This window comes from Actinoplanes derwentensis (assembly GCF_900104725.1).
In the GTDB taxonomy this organism is placed as follows: domain Bacteria; phylum Actinomycetota; class Actinomycetes; order Mycobacteriales; family Micromonosporaceae; genus Actinoplanes; species Actinoplanes derwentensis.
Genome location: NZ_LT629758.1, coordinates 10,063,327 through 10,079,898 on the forward strand (window position 1 = coordinate 10,063,327; position 16,572 = coordinate 10,079,898).

The 16,572-nt window shown below is 66.0% G+C and carries 11 protein-coding genes; 7 read left to right on the plus strand and 4 right to left on the minus strand.

Annotated features, from left to right (window positions below; genetic code table 11):
* The first annotated feature begins 130 nt into the window (after positions 1 to 130).
* The 3 genes from BLU81_RS45005 (at position 131) to BLU81_RS45015 (ending at position 3,803) form a co-directional block, all read left to right on the plus strand.
* On the plus strand, positions 131 to 1,342 hold the full coding sequence (locus BLU81_RS45005) for a chromate transporter (RefSeq protein WP_092555559.1): 1,212 nt from the start codon (positions 131 to 133) through the stop codon (positions 1,340 to 1,342).
* Between the two features lie 326 nt (positions 1,343 to 1,668).
* Entirely contained in the window at positions 1,669 to 2,712 is a 1,044-nt protein-coding gene (locus BLU81_RS45010; RefSeq protein ID WP_157752044.1) for a hypothetical protein, read from the plus strand.
* Positions 2,713 to 3,146: 434 nt separating this feature from the next.
* Positions 3,147 to 3,803 (plus strand): TVP38/TMEM64 family protein, encoded by a 657-nt coding sequence (locus tag BLU81_RS45015; RefSeq protein ID WP_092555563.1) that lies wholly within the window; start codon positions 3,147 to 3,149, stop codon positions 3,801 to 3,803.
* Positions 3,804 to 4,388: 585 nt separating this feature from the next.
* Here the strand turns inward: BLU81_RS45015 and BLU81_RS45020 are convergent.
* The 3 genes from BLU81_RS45020 to BLU81_RS45030 form a co-directional block, all read right to left on the minus strand.
* The gene (locus BLU81_RS45020) at positions 4,389 to 5,528 is read right to left on the minus strand and encodes an MFS transporter (RefSeq protein ID WP_092558565.1); all 1,140 of its coding nucleotides are present in this window, start codon (positions 5,526 to 5,528) and stop codon (positions 4,389 to 4,391) included.
* A 480-nt stretch (positions 5,529 to 6,008) separates the two neighbouring features.
* On the minus strand, positions 6,009 to 8,555 hold the full coding sequence (locus BLU81_RS45025) for a S8 family peptidase (protein WP_092555565.1): 2,547 nt from the start codon (positions 8,553 to 8,555) through the stop codon (positions 6,009 to 6,011).
* 2 nt (positions 8,556 to 8,557) lie between these two features.
* Positions 8,558 to 9,550: an AAA family ATPase gene (locus tag BLU81_RS45030; RefSeq protein WP_092555567.1), complete on the minus strand. Its 993-nt coding sequence runs from the start codon at positions 9,548 to 9,550 to the stop codon at positions 8,558 to 8,560.
* A gap of 165 nt (positions 9,551 to 9,715) precedes the next feature.
* Here BLU81_RS45030 and BLU81_RS52210 point away from each other — a divergent pair, with 165 nt between their 5' ends.
* Positions 9,716 to 10,006, plus strand: coding sequence for a helix-turn-helix domain-containing protein (locus BLU81_RS52210; protein WP_092555569.1), 291 nt, complete (start codon positions 9,716 to 9,718; stop codon positions 10,004 to 10,006).
* A 433-nt stretch (positions 10,007 to 10,439) separates the two neighbouring features.
* On the opposite strand, the gene BLU81_RS45040 is transcribed toward BLU81_RS52210, so the two are convergent.
* Entirely contained in the window at positions 10,440 to 12,542 is a 2,103-nt protein-coding gene (locus tag BLU81_RS45040) for an AIPR family protein (RefSeq protein WP_157752045.1), read from the minus strand.
* A gap of 197 nt (positions 12,543 to 12,739) precedes the next feature.
* On the opposite strand from BLU81_RS45040, the gene BLU81_RS48965 reads away from it, so the two are divergent.
* From BLU81_RS48965 to BLU81_RS45055, 3 genes are all read left to right on the plus strand, one after another.
* A complete protein-coding gene (locus BLU81_RS48965; protein ID WP_157752046.1) occupies positions 12,740 to 13,300 on the plus strand; it encodes a hypothetical protein in 561 nt (186 codons plus the stop codon).
* A gap of 592 nt (positions 13,301 to 13,892) precedes the next feature.
* A complete protein-coding gene (locus tag BLU81_RS45050; RefSeq protein ID WP_157752047.1) occupies positions 13,893 to 14,843 on the plus strand; it encodes a hypothetical protein in 951 nt (316 codons plus the stop codon).
* Positions 14,844 to 15,205: 362 nt separating this feature from the next.
* Complete coding sequence (locus BLU81_RS45055; protein WP_092558567.1) at positions 15,206 to 16,306, plus strand: tyrosine-type recombinase/integrase; 1,101 nt, start codon at positions 15,206 to 15,208, stop codon at positions 16,304 to 16,306.
* The last annotated feature ends 266 nt before the right edge of the window (positions 16,307 to 16,572 follow it).

The following is a 16,572-nucleotide window of genomic DNA, read 5'->3' on the forward strand; positions in this document are numbered from 1 at the left end:
GGACCTGAGGGCGATGCCGCTCATCGAGCTGGCACCGTACGGCGTCGGCTCAACCGATCTTCGCGGGTTTGCTTGAGCCGGATGCATGGAAATCGTGCACGTCCGGTTCTGAGGGGGCGGCGGCGCAGTAATGCGCCGTCGCTACCCGGCCATGCTGCTGCCCGGCCCGGAGGCCCAGCAGCTGGCCATCTACGTCGGCTGGCTGCTCAACGGCCTGCGTGGCGGCCTGGTCGCCGGCACCCTGTTCGTCCTGCCGGGTGTGGTCGCGCTGCTCGCGCTGTCGGCGGTCTACGTCGGCTTCGGCGACACCACCGTGGTCACCGCACTGTTCGCCGGGCTCGCCCCAGCGGTGGTCGCCGTGGTCGTGCAGGCGGTGTGGCGGGTCGCCGGGCGAGCGCTGACCAGCCGCACCCTGGTCGCCTTCGCGGTGCTCGCGTTCCTGTCGCTGGCGGTGCTCGCCGTGCCCTTCCCGGTCGTGGTGGCGCTGGCCGCGCTGGCCGGCTGGGCCGTGCACCGATGGCGTCCCACCCTGGTCGAGCCGGCCGGCGGCCACGGCGCCGCCACGGACGGCCCCGAACCGTTGATCGCCGACGACGCCCTGCACCACGACCAGCCGTCCGGCCGGCGGACCGCCACGATCCTGGCGATCGGGCTGGCCGCCTGGTTCATCCCGGTCGCAATGTTCGCCATCCTCACCGGCACCGACAGCGTCTACACCCAGCAGGGCCTGTTCTTCTCCGGCACCGCCGTGGTCACCTTCGGCGGCGCCTACGCCGTGCTCGCGTTCGTCGCCCAGCGCGCCGTCGAGCACTACGCATGGCTGTCCGCCGGCGACATGGTCCGCGGCCTCGCCCTGGCCGAGAGCACTCCCGGCCCGCTGATCATGGTGGTGCAGTTCGTGGCGTTCCTCGGTGCCTACAGCAACCCCGGCAGCCTGGACCCGTGGGTGGCCGGGGTCGCCGCGTCGCTGCTGACGACGTGGGTGACGTTCGTGCCGTGCTTCCTGTTCATCCTGTTCGGCGCCCCCTATGTGGAACGGCTGCGCGGCAACCGGTCACTGTCGGCGGCGTTGACCGGCATTACCGCCGCGGTCGTCGGCGTCATCGCGAACCTGGGCCTCTACTTCGCCGTGCACACCCTGTTCAGTGAGGTGCACGAGATCGACGCCGGACCGGTGCACATGACGCTGCCGGACCTCGGCGCCGTGCGACCTGTACCCCTGGTCATCGCCGTCCTCGCGGCGGCCCTGATCTTCTGGCGCCGATGGTCGGTGCTGCGCGTGCTCGGTGTCTGCGCCGGGCTGGGCCTGATCGCCGGGCTTGCGGGCCTACCCGGAGTGTGACTCACGGTACGGCGTACCCGTCCTGATGAAGCCTTTCCCTGATGGTCGTCAGCATCGCCGGCCGGGGTTGTTGCGGATGCGGTGGGCAGCCCACCGACCGGGCCGAGACGGCGGGGGAAGACGACGACCTCGCCCGGTCCATCGTGGTCCTTATCCACCGTGTCGAGGAATTGACACGCCGTTGCGGCGGCCGGCCGCGTACCAAGGAAAGGGCCCGGACTGCGGAAGGGGAGGCATGCGACGCTGGATCTTGCTGGGGATTCTCGGTGTGCTGGTCGCCGCCGCGGCGGTGTAACGCCGTCCGCAACGGCCAGGACGAGCCCGAGGTGACCGCAACCGCGTCGGCTCCCGCACCGTCGGCGACGTCACGCGGCCCGGTGCTGCCGGTCAGCCACTGGGAGGCGAAGTACCTCGACGGGTGGGAGTTCGAACGCGCGAACGGGCTGCCCGCGAGCCGGTCCGGCGACAGCTGGAACCACTACAGCCTGTCCTACGACGTCGACGCGAACACCGCGATGTTCCAGGCCACCGGCCAGACCCGCTACCTCGACCGGGCCCTGGAGTACGTGGAGAACGTGACCGCCTCCGCGAAGGAGTCGTCGTCGCTGCCCACCAGCCAGTACCGCGACCGGTTCCACGGCTGGGTGTCCTATCGGGAAGACCTGCAACCCAACGGTGTCGAGGTCCCTCTCTGCGAAAGCTACTTCTGGCGGCACGCCACCACCCTGCTGCGCGTCATCCGCCAGACGCCCGCGGTCCACGACGATCCCCGCTACCGGCAGCGCTACGAGAAGCTGCTCGGCTTCGCCGAAGAGCACATCTTCACCAAATGGCAGACCCGGGGCGAGAAAGACAACATCTACCGCGACCGTACGCACATGGCCGCCCACTGGGCCGCGATCAGCCTCAACCTGTCCCTGATCACTACCGACGACAGGCGCCGGGCCTGCTACCGGACCGTCGTCGACACCATCGACCAGCGACTGCGTGCCCAGCTGCGGCCGAACCCGGCCGACGCGGCGGCATACTTCTGGAACGACACGTGGGGCTCGGAGCAGCGACCCGGTCAAGACGTCAGCCACGCCAACGAGGTGCTGTCCTACCTGGTCGAAGCCAGGGACCACGGGACCTTCTGGACCGACGCCGACATGGCCGCGTTCAGTGTCCTGCTCACCGACGTGGTGTGGCCGGGCGGCACCGGATACGCCGCCTACGTCGACGGCACCGGCAGCGACAACGGCTGGTTCTCCGACGGCTTCGTCAAACTCGGCCGCTATGACGCGGCCGTTCAGCAACGGCTGGAACAGCACCAGGTCGCCAACCTGCACTTCGCCGCGAACATGGCCCTCAACGCCGGCCGGCTGCGTTGACGGCCGACTACCCTGACGCGGACGGACGAACCTGGCAGGCCGACAGGTCAAATGCGCTTTTCGCACGCTCAACGCTGGTCCGTAGCGCAAGGGGGCTTCGATATCGCCCGGCCGTCGGCTGAGGCGGTCCGAGTTTGTCGCACCTCGACTGCGTCGCCGGTGTCGCTGGCATTTGTGCTGCCGCGGCCGTGGTCCCGGAACACCCAGGGCTGCGGGACAAGCGGAACGCCGTCGCGATGTCACCGACGCGCCCTTCACGCCATCGACGGACGCCGCTGGGAACGAACGCGTGTCCGGCACAACGGCATCGCCGCCGCGGGCCTGCCGCAGATGCATGTCAGCCCGGCCAGGCAACGAGGCATACGTGATGTCCGGACGCGACGGTGACGAGCCCCCTGAACCGGCTGCGTCGACATTCCTGATTCACTGTCAAGATGCCTGCTCGCAGCGCAACCGCACGTCTGGGGCTGCTCATCGTCCTGGTCGCCGCTCTGGCCGGCACTGTCGCCGTGGTCGGGGTTCCCGACCCCAGCCGGCTGGCCGCCACGATCGCCGGATTCGGATCCCTCGGTCCCGTCATCGTCATCGGCGGCTCTGCTCTGCTCCTTGCCGCGCTGGTGCCACGGTCCGTACTCGCAGCCGGAGCCGGGCTGGTGTTCGGCCCGTTACTCGGTAGCGTCTACGTTCTGGCGGGCGCCGCGCTGGCGGCCCTGGCGGCCTTCGCGGCCGGCCGGGTGCTCGGTCGTGACTTCGTCACCGCTCGCGCCCGTCTGGCTGCACTCGATGCTCGGCTGACGGCCCGCAGTGTCCTCAGCGTGGCCCTGATGCGGATTCTTCCGATCGCCCCGTTCGGCCTGGTCAGCTACGGATTCGGTACGACAAGTGTTCCGGTTGGCAGCTACCTGCTGGGTACAGCGATCGGCGCGGCGCAGAGCACCGTCGTCTATGCGGCACTGGGCGACTCGGCGATGAATCCCGGCAGCCCCGGCTTCATGGCCTCGCTCGCGGCTGCGGCCCTGCTCGTCATCGGCAGTGCCACGGCAACGGTGATCCTCCGTCGGCGGGCAGCACGCCACTCAGCGACGTCCTGAACATCACGGCTCATCGGCTGCCGCAGGTTCGCCGAAAACGACACCCTGTCGTCTCGGTCGGCCACCGCCTGGGGGTATAGCGCCACGTGGTTGCAGGGCCGGTCGTCGCATCTGCTCGACAAGAGACCGTCGCCGACCGGGCCACGAGCGCGGCTCGGATGCTGCACGACGCGGTAGGCCCGCCCCGGCTGCCGACCTTTCACGTCATCGTCGGATTACTTCTGCGCGGGCAGGGCCGCGGAATGAGCAACCGCCAGCCGCGGTGACCCAGTCGCCGCCGGTGAACCACACCCGAAGCCGAAATGCGAAATCTGAGCGGCGAGCGAGCCCACAACCAGACAGCCTGTTGCGGCCGGGACTGGATCGCGGACGGGCAAGCACAGGCTGTGCCGGTGCCGTCAGCGAGGCCGGCCAGGCGAGCGGCTTCGTTACGGCCGCGGGCGGTTCCGGCATGAAGCGTCATGATCTCCGGCGTCGTCAGTCAGCATGGCTCGCCGCACCTCCGGACTGAAAGCAGCCAACCTGTTCGATACAACCGCCATGGCTGTGGGGAAAAGGCCGCGTAGGCGTCCTCGCGGCACGGTGTTATCGCGGGGCGGCGGGAGGCCGTACGGCGCCAATCCGGAGCAGAATGAGCAGCGCCACGGCCTGGCTGAGCGCTACCGCGGCGGTCAGCGCGTTGTGGGATTGCTGGTAGAGGGCGCCGGCCGCGAGGCCTCCGGTGAGGGCGCCGGCGCCTTGTACGGCGGCGAACAGGCCGTAGGCGGTGGCCCGCCGGTGGCGGGGGACGAGGTCGGCGACCAGTGCCTTGACCGTGGAGTCCTGCACTCCGGTGGCGGCGCCCCACAGCAGGATCCCGGCGACGACCGGAACCAGCCCGTCGCGGAACGCGAGGACCGGGACCGTGGCGACCATGACCGGCAGGGCGAGCAGGATCCGCGGCCCGGACCGGTCGTAGGCGACGCCGGTGGCCAGTGCGGTGACCGCTGCGGCGGCCATCGCGGCGGCGTAGAGCAGCGGCACCACCGCGGTGTCGACCACCTGGTCGCGGACCAGGTGGTAGCCGATCAGGCCGTAGGTGACCAGGCCTGCGGTGCACAGGCCAGCGGCGGCGGCGAACCACCAGAACCGGGCCGGCAGCGGGGTCGTCGCAACGGCCGGGACGTCGGCGGCTGCGGCTGCCGGTGTGGGTGTGGGTCTGGGTCTGCTCTTGGCCCGGACGGTGAGCAGGATCAGGATCGAGGCTGCGCCGGGGACGGCGAGGATGGCGAGGGCCGGCCAGAGTCGGCCGGCGCCGGCCGCGATGATCGCGGCGATCAGCAGCGGTCCGGCGAAGGCGCCGATCTGGTCCAGGGCTTTGTGGACGCCGAGGCCGCGGCCCATCCCGACGTGTGCGGCGGCGTCGGCGAGCAGCGCCGATTTGGCGGGGCTGCGGATGGCTTTGCCGAGCCGTTCGGTCAGGATCAGCCCGGCCGCGACGACCAGCCCGGCAGCGCCGAGGGTGGGCGTGATCGCGAGCAGTGGCACGCAGACGGCGGTGAGGCCGTACCCGGTGAAGGTCATTGTCCAGTAGCGGCGGCTGCGGTCGGCGAACGGTCCGGAGACCAGGCGCAGCAGCAGCGCGGTGGCCTCGCCCGCCCCGGTGACCAGCCCGACCATCGTGGCGGACGCGCCGAGTGCGGCCAGCAGCGGCCCATAGACCGAGCGGGCGCCTTCGTAGACCATGTCACCGGCCAGGCTGACCAGCCCGAACCCGACGACCGTGCGCCATGGCGACCACCCGGCCGCCGGCCGGCCGATGTTGTCCTGGTGATGCGTCAAACCGGTTCTCCCTGCCTACGCCGCCGACCGTTCCTGCTGCTCACCTGGGGATGGTGGAGAGCGCCCACCGCGAACGGGAGGCGGCGGGCTACCGCCGTACCAGTCTGCGGACCCGAAGACACGAACGCCCGTACGGTGATATTCGCTGGGCGGGCCGGTTCTGTCCGGGACCGGGCCTGAAGGGACGCCACTGTAGGCTCCGTCGACGGGTGTATCCCACGAGTGGCATTTCGGTCAGTACCAGTCGGCGGCTGGCCAGCGGTCATCGAAGGTGATGGTGAAACCGTCGATGACGGGCTTCCACCGGATCGTTCATCGTGTCTGCCCCGCCCTGGTCAGGTCCAGGCTGGGTGTCACCGGGTACGGACACTTCACCGCGTTGTCTCATAGGTGGACTTGTACCGGGACTCCGACCTGCTGAGCCACCGGAGTCCACACATCGACGTCCTGGCCAGGGGTTTCGACGGAGACGACCAGTGCGTAGCGTGCGCCCTGCTCGCTGCGATCGCGCGCCGGGTTCTCTTTCCACCAGCCGCTGACGGGAAAGATGGCGACCGCGCCACGGCTGGCAAGGTCTACCGCTGATCCTTGCCAGATGTCCGAGTGCACCGACCCCGAACTGCGTGCCTTCGCGCCCAGGACCCAGCCGGCGTCGGCGGCGCCGCTCGGGCGGCGTTCTTCCTCGGCGAGGGCCTGCTTGTTGAGTCGTTTACGGAAGTCGTCAAGAGACTCGTACGGCCTGCGGACGTCGAACCGCAGGAGGTGCGACGCGTAGCTGTAGCGGCGCCGCCAGCCCCGGTTGGCGGGGTTCGGCTCGATGAAGTACGACAAGGTCACGCGTAGCCGCACCGGCGTCTCGCCCAGCTGTTCCAAGACGTCGGCTGGCCACGGAAAATCGTGAAGGTGCATCTCCCGCATCCGGCCTTGTTCGAAAGGCCGGATGGTGTCCTCGACCACGAGGGTGAGTGCATCGGTGGCGCTGCGGGTGGCTCGTAGCAGATCCGGGACACCCATTCCGTAGCGGCGCAACAGGAGCAGCGTTTGGGTCTTGTTCCTGCCGCCGAATCTGTTGAGCATCGCCGGGGTCCACTGCGCGGAATGGACGATGAGCGCGCGGATCGTCTCTGGCCACATGTGGGGATGGTCGGCGGTGATACGCGCGGCCAGATGTGCGGCCTGTGCGGTCGCGGCACTCGTGGCCGAGGTGACCGTCAGCAGACGGCTGTCGAGATCGCGGCGTCGGGTCGTGATGAGCTGCAGGCTGGCCGGGGTGTCGTATGCGGTGCCCGCTGGGGACCGGGCGATGTTGCCGCCTTCGAGCACAATGTCGGGTTTAGTCGGCCAGGCTGGCCGGAAGGTGACGGACGTGGTGCTGTACGGCGACAGCTCGCCTCGGGCCGCGACCGGTGACCATCCGTGCCACATGGGGTCGGGGTCGTCGAGAACATCGCGGTTGGTGAAAGCGCCTACCGTCAGGGCGTTCCACGCCTGCGCGGGGTCGTGGACCGGTTCCAGGTCGCTGCGCGTCAGATGATCAGCGTCGAAATGCTGCGGCTCGACGTTGCCGGCGGAGATGACGAACAACCGCCGGGCTGCGGGATCAGGTTCGTCGAGAAAGACAAGCCCGTTGTCGTCGATGTCGATGCTGCGGCCCGCGGCGAGGGCGTCGATGGAGGCTGACCATGACGTGGGCTGGCCTGTTTGGTGGCTGGTGCCTGCGTGCCCGTCCGCCATCGCTGGCGCTGTGACCGCGAGCGAGAAGACCCGGCGCCGTAGCGGAGCCTGAATCTCGGCACGGCTGGCGGCATCCGCGGTGACAGCGCCGTACAGCTCAGGTGGGCTGGCCGGCGACCTGGGAGAGAAGACCTTCACCGACTCCAGCCGGTGCCGGAGCCTGAGCAGTGAGGCGCTGGTGAGTACTTCCCCGAGATCGCCGTAGAGGGCCAGTCCCGCCATCGTCGTGCCGTGCCCGTCCTGATCGAGCAGACCCCACGCGGGATCACAGGCGTGGCAGTCGGCGGGTTCGAGGGAGGCTGACAGCAGCGGATGTTCCCGCTGGACGCCGGTATCGAGAATGCACACGGCCGGCGCGTTTGTTTCCGCCGGCGACAGCCGATCGGCGAGCTGTTGCACCCATTGCCCTTGCTCCGACGCCGGCTCCGCGACCAGAATCTCCGGTGCTTCACGGGGCTGACGTAATTCGGCGATGTCGTCGAGAACGTCGAGGGCGACGGTCAGATCGTCGGAGGTGGCCTCGACCATCACCACCGTGCGCTCATCGAACCCCAACGCCTGCCCACCGGTGCGTAACTGCAGTTGAGTAGTCAGCTGCAAGAACCGGTTGAGTTCCTGGCCGTCACGACGGCGCAGCCACACCTCCCACCACGCCGTCACCCCTGGCTCGGGGCAGTCCTCGACCGCATCCGTCCACAGCGCCTGGATGGTGGCAAGCCGCACCGACGCGATCCGGTCGATGAGGTTGGCGTTCCTCGGCTTGGGATCGGTGGCCGTTTCGGCATACTGCTGCAACAGGCGCAGGAAGCGCCCGAGGGTGCCCTCGGGGACGAAGACCGTGGCGACGGCGATCGTCCCCGTCGGGTCTGTCCGCTCGTGGACGGACAGCAACTCCGGGTGAACCTTCCCACGCCGGGAATCCAACGACGCGAGGGCGAGCTCGACGCCCGGGAAACTCTCGAACGTCAGGTGAATGCCGTCGACCGCGCCGTCCACCACCACGGTGGGCTGCTGGTCACGGCGCGTGGCGGCCTGTTGCTCCGCGCTGACGAACTGCTGCTGAAGCTGCTGCACGTGTGCTTGCCGGTTCGCCGGAGCGGCGAGGCCTTTGCCGTTGCGCCCCGTCGATGGTGGCGTGTACGGCTCGGCTTGCGCCGGCTGTTGCAGAAAGATATGTGATCGGTCACGTTCAGCCATGCTCAGTCGTTGCCGTCCCCGGATCGGTGTCGATCACGCAGTGCGGCGATAACCGCCGTGCTGCTCGCCGTCGTCTCACCGGCGAGAATCGCGGCTTTCGCAGCGAACTCACAAGCAACAGTGATCTCCGCCTGACTCAGGCCGTTCGCTGCTTGTTCGACCGCTTTCCACGGCCAACGTGGCGGCACCATGGAGGCGAGGCGGTTGCTGATCACGGTACGAACGACGTTCGGCGTCGGCAGCGGATACTCCACGACGAGATCGAAACGACGAAACAGGGCCCTGTCGAGCAGTTGCGGATGATTCGACGCCGCAACGAGCAGGCTCTGAGACTCGTGCTGCTCAAGAAACTGCAGGAACGAGTTCAACACACGTCGGATCTCCCCGACATCGTTGCCCAGCGCGCGTTCACCGGCAAGAGCGTCGACCTCGTCGAACAGGTAAACCCCTCGCGTTTCGGCGACGGAATCGAAAATGAGCCGTAGCTTCGCCGCGGTCTCACCCATCAACTTGGTGATCAACCCGTCAAGGCGAACAGTGAACAGGGGCAGCCGCAACTCGCCGGCCAGAGCGCGAGCAGTCATCGTCTTGCCCGTGCCAGGTGGCCCCGTCAGTAACAGGCGGCGCATCGGCTCGAAGCCATGCGCCCGCAATCGGTCCTGCTGCCTCTGCTCGAGCACCACACGATCGATGCGCTCCCGGACATCCGGCGCCAAAGCAAGATCGGCCAGACCCGTCTCCGGATACCCGACGGTCAGTAGCTCCGCTAGCTCGCCGCGGGGCCGAGCCACCGGCACCGGCGTGCCGGAACCGCGGCTGGCGCCTACTTGTGCCCTGCGACGGGCATCGACTAGATCACGAAGTTCCTGAGCGAACGTGGTCTGACCGCTACGAGCCGCCTTCGCGGCGACCTGCAAGGCCACGGAGTAGAAACGGCTGTCGTCTCCGTCGCCGTGACTGTTGACCAGCGCCTTGACCTGATCGGCCGTAGCCATGCCGTCTCACCTCCCTCAGCCGTAACCAGCTCACACGAACCACTGCTTCGAGTCTGCCCGAACCAGCCACCACGGCGCATCGGCTGGCCGTCACAAAGACGTACGCCAGCAGCCGCGGGGCAGAGGTACGCTACTACCGATAAAAATTTATCACCTAGGTGTGACATGACAGTAGGCCGCGCGCGTCGCGAGAACAGCCGGTTTCGGCCTCAAGCCGACATCCTGGCCAAACGGATACGAGCTCTGCGCACCACGCAGGGCCTGACCCAGGAAGATGTCGCCCGCCGAGCAGGCATCGGGATTGCGACTCTGCGAAAGATCGAGAGCGGCGCAGTGGTCGAGCCCGGCTACTTCACGGTCCTGGCGATCGCAGCAGCCCTCCACACCGGGCCAACAGAACTTCACGCTGCCGTAACGCCAACAGGACCACTGCCCACAGGAGGAATCTCGGGCTGAAGCCCTCAAGCGAACACAGCCCGCAACTCATCCGTCCCGCCGTTGAACACGGTGTGGGTGCCCTGACCTGGAGGGCCTTTCTGAGTGCCGAGCCCACCGATCATGTTCGACTCCAGCGCGATCGATCAACGCCAAATGACCGGTTTGTTGACTTCCGACCGGAGCCCGGCCATGACCACAACGGAGTCCGGCGGTAGGCGGGGCGCACCTCGCTCATCACACTCAAGGCCGTGCAGAGCGAGTACGACCGACCGTGTCCGAAGTGCTCCGCCACGGATGCCGCACCACATGAGGACCGCGCCGGTGCAGGATCATGCTGACAACATCCAGAAGCCCACAACGTTCGCCAGCAGCACGACCGCATGGGCGCCTGCAATGGTGAACACCTCCCGGGTTACTCAACAATCACAAATTCCCTGACGGCGGCCCAGTGTTATGATCCAGATCGTTCGGTTTCGTCCACAAGTGCGGTCTCCGCGATGTCTGTCAGACATCCTTTGCCGGCCAAGTACCAGCGGCGGACCCCTTGGCGTACCGCTGACGGCTTGCCGGTGATCTGTGACGTCATGTGCTGAACGAGCCCATCCGGAGAATATTTTTCTCGATCAATCTCCCAGATCAGTGGCTTGGCTCGATCGTTGGTCCAGGTTGCCCTGCCGCGCCGTGGGTCGTGTGCGAGCCACGGCGTGAACTTGCTTCGCTGCGGGGCGGTTCCTGGCCTGAACTCAAGCACGGTTCCGTCCGGGATCAGGCCGCGATCCACGATCAAGGCCACGGCGTTGATCCGAGGTTCCGTGGATGCTGCTCGGTACGTGGCCGACAGCTCGGGCACCGGTTCTCCCTTGCGCTCATCCCGAACTATCCGGTCTGCAAGCGAAACGGCGCGATCCCTGTTCCTGAACACTGTGTGTACTGGTGTGCGCGGATACATCTCATCGATTGCGGCCACCAGACGCTGAAAGACCGATTTCGCCATGCCCGGCACCGTCTCCATTTCGGCGTCCCAGTCGTAGTCGATGTTACTCAATCTCCGATGCCCGATGATGCGGGCAAGAATGTGAGTGACAAGTAGGTCGCCCTGTACCAATACCTGCGCGGCACGGCCCGACAACTCTGTGCGAAGGCTCTCGTGAAGAGCTCCTGAGGCCCGCAGTAGCAGAGTGGACCGCCATGCGCGATAAGCGTCGGTGCCGGAGTTGAAAAGTACGGCATAGGCGCCCTGCTCGCCTGTCTCGAACAGCACGTCGCTGCCATTGCGGGCGCGTACTGCATATTCTATGTCCTTATGGGTGCAGGCGAGCGCGATGGCCACTTCCATCATCGAACAACCCGTGGCAGGAGCTGGGTCGACATCTCCACGTTTGATCACATACGTCTTATCCAAGAGGGCCGCGAACTCATCACGAAGGCGGATCTGCGTTTCCTTCATGGAGAAGAAATCACGCAGGTTCATCGCATTCTGTGTATTGGTTGACTGGGTCACTTGGTACCCGAATCCCTCAGGACAGTCCTCAAGCGAGATGAGTCTCACCCAGACTCGCGCATTGCTCGCTGTTTCAGGATCGGCTCGCATCGCCTCGTGCATGCATGCAACGGTTTGTGCGCCGTTGACGACGGTGGCGCCGCGAACGGTCAGGTCGACAGGAGTACCGTGGCCTCCTGCCCATCTGGCACTTTTCTGGATGGATTCACACAGGACCGTTACTCCGTTATTGAAGTAGAGGAAATGATGCGGATCGGTCAGTATGGTGTGAATAATCTCCCTGTTCACAGGAGTGATGCCGAGGGGCTTACGGATGTTGTCCTCGAAAAGTCGCTGCCCGAATTTCCGATGCCATTCGGACACTACTTCGGCGCCCAGAGTTCCTTGATAGGCCGTATAGGGTTGAGCCACGAAACTCGGGTTGTCGAGCCGGACGGCGAGATCTATACGGGGCTCATCTGCTCCTGCTCGAGCCATGTCGTAGAACTCGGAGAGTCCGAGAACTTCCAAGGCGACGTCTTCTTCAGTTCCTGCCTGGTTGTAGCCGGACAGTATTCTGGTGAATGCATCTTTGACTCGCATGCTCAGTTGGCTCGCACCCATCTGTGCGACAATGAGCATGATCTTCACGCCCGGCGTTCCGATTGCAGTGTTGACCTCCTCGGCCAGTGGCTGAAACTTACTGTTGAACTTCTCGAACTCGCTGTTTACCAGGCAGTCAAGGCCTATACGCATCTTTCCTGGGTCGCCGAGACCTAGGGCGGCTCTTCCTTCGTCACTCCATTTGGCCTGAACGAGCCATACTCTCGGCGGATCGCTTTCTGCCAAGACCGCGTCGATTCCATTGTCATCGAAACCATCGATCACCGCTCCAGCGGCACGTTTGGCGTCCACTCCCGCAAGATGTTGAATCGCCTGCGCGGCAAGCGCGCGCGAAAGAAACGCCTGCTGCTGATCTTCCTCGGGCCGGCTCGCGAGATCCTCAAGGTCGATCAGGCCGGAGTACCTATTCGTCAAGATCTGTCGAACGTGGCGTACGTGAATCTTGCTCAACTGGAGACCCCCTCCCGAGGCGTCAGGTTATAGGAAAGGAACCGCGCAAGCGATATCTGCACCCCGTTGGCGGGTGGCCGTGATGCACCCTTCGGTAAAATATCGACTGATTTGCGTGATTGGGCTTTCCGTGCGGAAAAATCAGTGATCTACGTCAATGCTTGATTCGATATTCGTGCGGCTCCTAAGGTGCATACGTGGGCAGTCGAGAGATCATCGTGAGAGTGCTTCCTGGGGAGCTTCCGCAGCGCGGAATCGTCGTCCAACGCGGAAAAACAGCCTCAACTTCGGTCGTCGTGCGTTGGGACGACGGAAGCGAGGAGCGCGTCAGGCCCGGCGATCAGAGCGTCGGCTATGCCACCGAGGAATCGGTGTGCGCTCAATGGCTCTTGGAGCCGGGTGCCGCAGCAGAAGCATTCGAGGCCAACCCGGTCCACGTGTTCACCGAGTTCATTCGCGACAGCGGCAAGATTACAAAGACGATGTTACTGCGGCGCACCGTCGTTGCCGGTGTCTCCGAAAGCCTCGTGAAAACCGTATACACGGCATCGCGAGCGGCTCTCCGGGCCGATCCGCACATCCAGATCAGTAATGAAAGCCATACCTGGAATGATGCTCCGATCGACCCCTACGCGGATCTGCGAAGTCTCACCCCCCACGAGGCCTTGGATCGCCTTGCCGGCGCCAAGAGCCTGCGGCAACCAGAACGTGCCGCTCTTGCCGACGCCGTACGAACAGGACTGTCACCGCGCAGTTGAAGACGGGTGCTCTTCCGCTTTGGCGCGGTTCACGTGCCCGTTCCGTGCCGCCGGTGAGGGGTATCGAACAAGGCAAACCACCCGTGTCCTCAAGGTGCGATCTGACGGTGGATCCAGCACTACGTGGCGAAGACCGTGCTGGGCGGCGGGGACGAGGTTTGCAGAAGTCACACCCAGCAATCTCCGCTCACATCGAGAAACGACGAAACAGGTCAGGGCGCATCGGCAACTGATGCTGCTCGCGGGGGTTCCACCCAGGATTCCCTCCAGGCGCTCGCCAGCGAAACCTCCAGCAGGGCATCGACCGCCAGCGACCCGTGGAGGTACGGGTCGCTGGCGTGTCGCAGCGGAGCCGTCGCCTTCAGCCAGCCAAGGCGTGCGTCTGCCGCGAACGGAGTCGAGGATGATCTTGGTGGCACTTTGCACGATCGGCCCTGCGGCAGGCGGAACCGCGGCATAGGTGGTCGGATCCGCCACCCACTGCGGGTGTTTGTAGACACCTCCGGGCGCTGCTGGAGTATCTGGGGCCCATCAAGGGCTTGCCGGGCCCGGGGTCGGCTGCTGGCCGTTACCTGCGGCCTATGCTGCGGTCATGGACGAAGCGCGGCGTCGGTTCATGATCACCGCTGAAGTGCTGGTCGATGTCACTGATGCGGCCACGTTGCGCAGGGCAGCACTCGACCGGGTCGCCGAGGCTGGATTCGTCGCTGATGAGGACCGTAGCGTCGATCAAGTCCGGAATGCTGAACGCGATGCCGTGCACGCCGACATCACGGCGGCCCTGGACTGGGTCATCGACGTTGATGCGATCGTGATCGACGGAGTGGGCGCCGAAGTGATCGGCTCCACCGTATCGGTCGCTGAGGGTGAAGACGAAGGCTCGGACGCGGCAGGTGCCGGTGCTGAAGAGATGCCGGACTTCGCCGCGCTGTTTGCCGTCTGTCGCTGCGGGGCGGACGACTGCGAGGATTGCTCTGGTTTTCAGATGACACCCCGGTCGGCGGCGATCTTGTGGGCGGTCGCGCACCTGCACGCCGATTTCGCCTACGACGACGTCCAGCACTTCGGCGACGCTCCGGTGTCGGAGAAGGATGATGGGTGGGCGGTGTTCGCCGACTACCCGCGGATCACTTGGGGTCAGGACGCGGTGTGGCGGCGCCAGGCCGCTCGTGCGTTCGACGATCTGGCGGCGGGCCTCGTCGCAGGCCGGCTGCCGTTGGCGACGTGCCCGGCTGAGGAGATGGCCATGCACCTGATGCTGCGCTCGGCCCAGGGAGCCGCGGCGGACGGCTGGGGCATACCGCCAGAGAAGCTGAACTTGTTGCCCGAACATGATGACGACTTCGACTGGGACCTTGCCGTTGATGTGCTGCTGCAGGACGAGGACATCCTGCATCTGTTCAGCGAGCAGCTGGACGGCATCGAAGACCCGGAGTCGGAAGAGAATCAGCGCTTCCGGATCGGCGACTACCGGCCCGAGGCCTGGTTCAGGCCCTTCCAGAATGCGACACCACGCGACGGACGACGCCCCTTCCGCCGATAACCGGACCCAGATGGCTTGACGGGCAGGGCTGCCGGCGCTGGCCGAAGTCGCTCACCTGTAGATCACGCAGCGAAAGGCCTCATGGTTCCTCGGATTTCCATCCGGTCCTGCCTCCGGCGTGACGATCGAGGCCCATCGTCATCCGCCGCCGAGAATGTCGTCCGGACCTTGATGCCGGGCGAAGCAAGGCGACCCCGTGCTCTCGCAGCTCATAGGGTCACGATCGCCATCGAAGCCGTCCTCGTATGACTCGATCGGGTGACACGCGGCGGTCTATCCATCACCGGCTATTGATCGTTTCGTTGGTCAAAGTGAAGACTCCTCTGGTCTGGGGGTCGTTCTTAAGAGCCGAGGTGCGGGTCATGTCCGATACCAGTGCGATTGTTCGGGACGAGGTGACCGGGACGTTCGGGTTCCGTCTGGAGCTCGGTCACGACGGCAATGGGGCGCGGATGCAGGCGCGGCGGTCCGGGTTCGTCACGGAGACGGCTGCGAAGAAGGTGTACGACCGGTTGTGTCGGCAGCGTGATGCCCGGCAGGCCAGGCCGCGGCAGAGTGACACCACGCAGATGGTGTGTGAGGGGTGGTTGCTGTCGCGGGAGCAGGAGTTGGAGCCGAACACCAGCTACAACTATCGGTGGTTGCTGGGTTTGATCTACCCGCATGTCGGCCGGGTGCGGGCGTGCCGGCTCAGTGCGCGGATGGTGGAGCGCGCCTACCGGGACCTGGAGGCTGCCGGCTATTCCCGGACGACGTTGCGGACGTTGGATCTGGTGCTGGCGAAGGTGTTCACCGAACGACTCGGCCGGACGTTGGGGGTCCATAAGCCTCGGGAGAGTGATGACGAGCGGCCGGTCTGGACGCTGGCCGAGGCGCGCCGGTTCGGTGACTACGTTCGCGGGGATCGGCTGTTCCCGTTGTGGCGGCTGCTGCTGGTGACCGGGCTGCGGCGGGGGGAGTTGTGTGGGCTGCGCTGTGGTGATCTGGAGCCGGTGCAGGGCACGCTGACGGTGCGCCGGCAGATCGTGGTGGAAGATCCGGGCAGCCGTATCCGGGTGAAGCCGCCCAAGTCGCACAACGGCAAACGCACCCTGGTTCTCGACCCGCTCACGCTGGGTCTGCTGACCGGGGTGGCGGCGAATCGTGGGGCGGCGTCGCGGTATCTGTTCACCGGGCGTACGGGGCGGCCGTTGCGGCCGGACAATCTCACTGATCGGTTCAACAAGCTTGCGGTGGCTGCTGGGGTGCGGCCGATCGGGCCGCATCAGATCCGGCATTTGACGGCGTCGGCGTTGTTCGACGCCGGGTACGGCGTTCATGAGGTCGCCGAACGCCTCGGCCATGATCCGGCCACGCTGATGCGCTACTACGCCCTGGTCAGTGCCGCCCGCCGGTTGCAGGCCAGCGGCCGTATCGCTGAACTGGTGATGTCCGGGCCGTCGCCGGCGGTCGCTGGCACGTGAACGCGAAAAGGGAGTAGCAAGCTATTCTGGAGACCGGCGAGCGCTATCGGGAAGAGCCGGGAAAATGCTGGTGGGGGAGAGGTGGTCTTCTCATGAGCTGTCAAGTGGCCAACGGTTCCGCTGTTTCTGACGCCTCGATGCCGTTCCGGATTCGCGGTTCCGGGCAGAAGTCGAATCCTCCCACGTCCGCGGTTAGGTGCAGTCGTTTTCGCGGGAATCGGCAATTGTTCCGGACCGGTTGGCAGGTGCCGCACTTGATTGGGCGT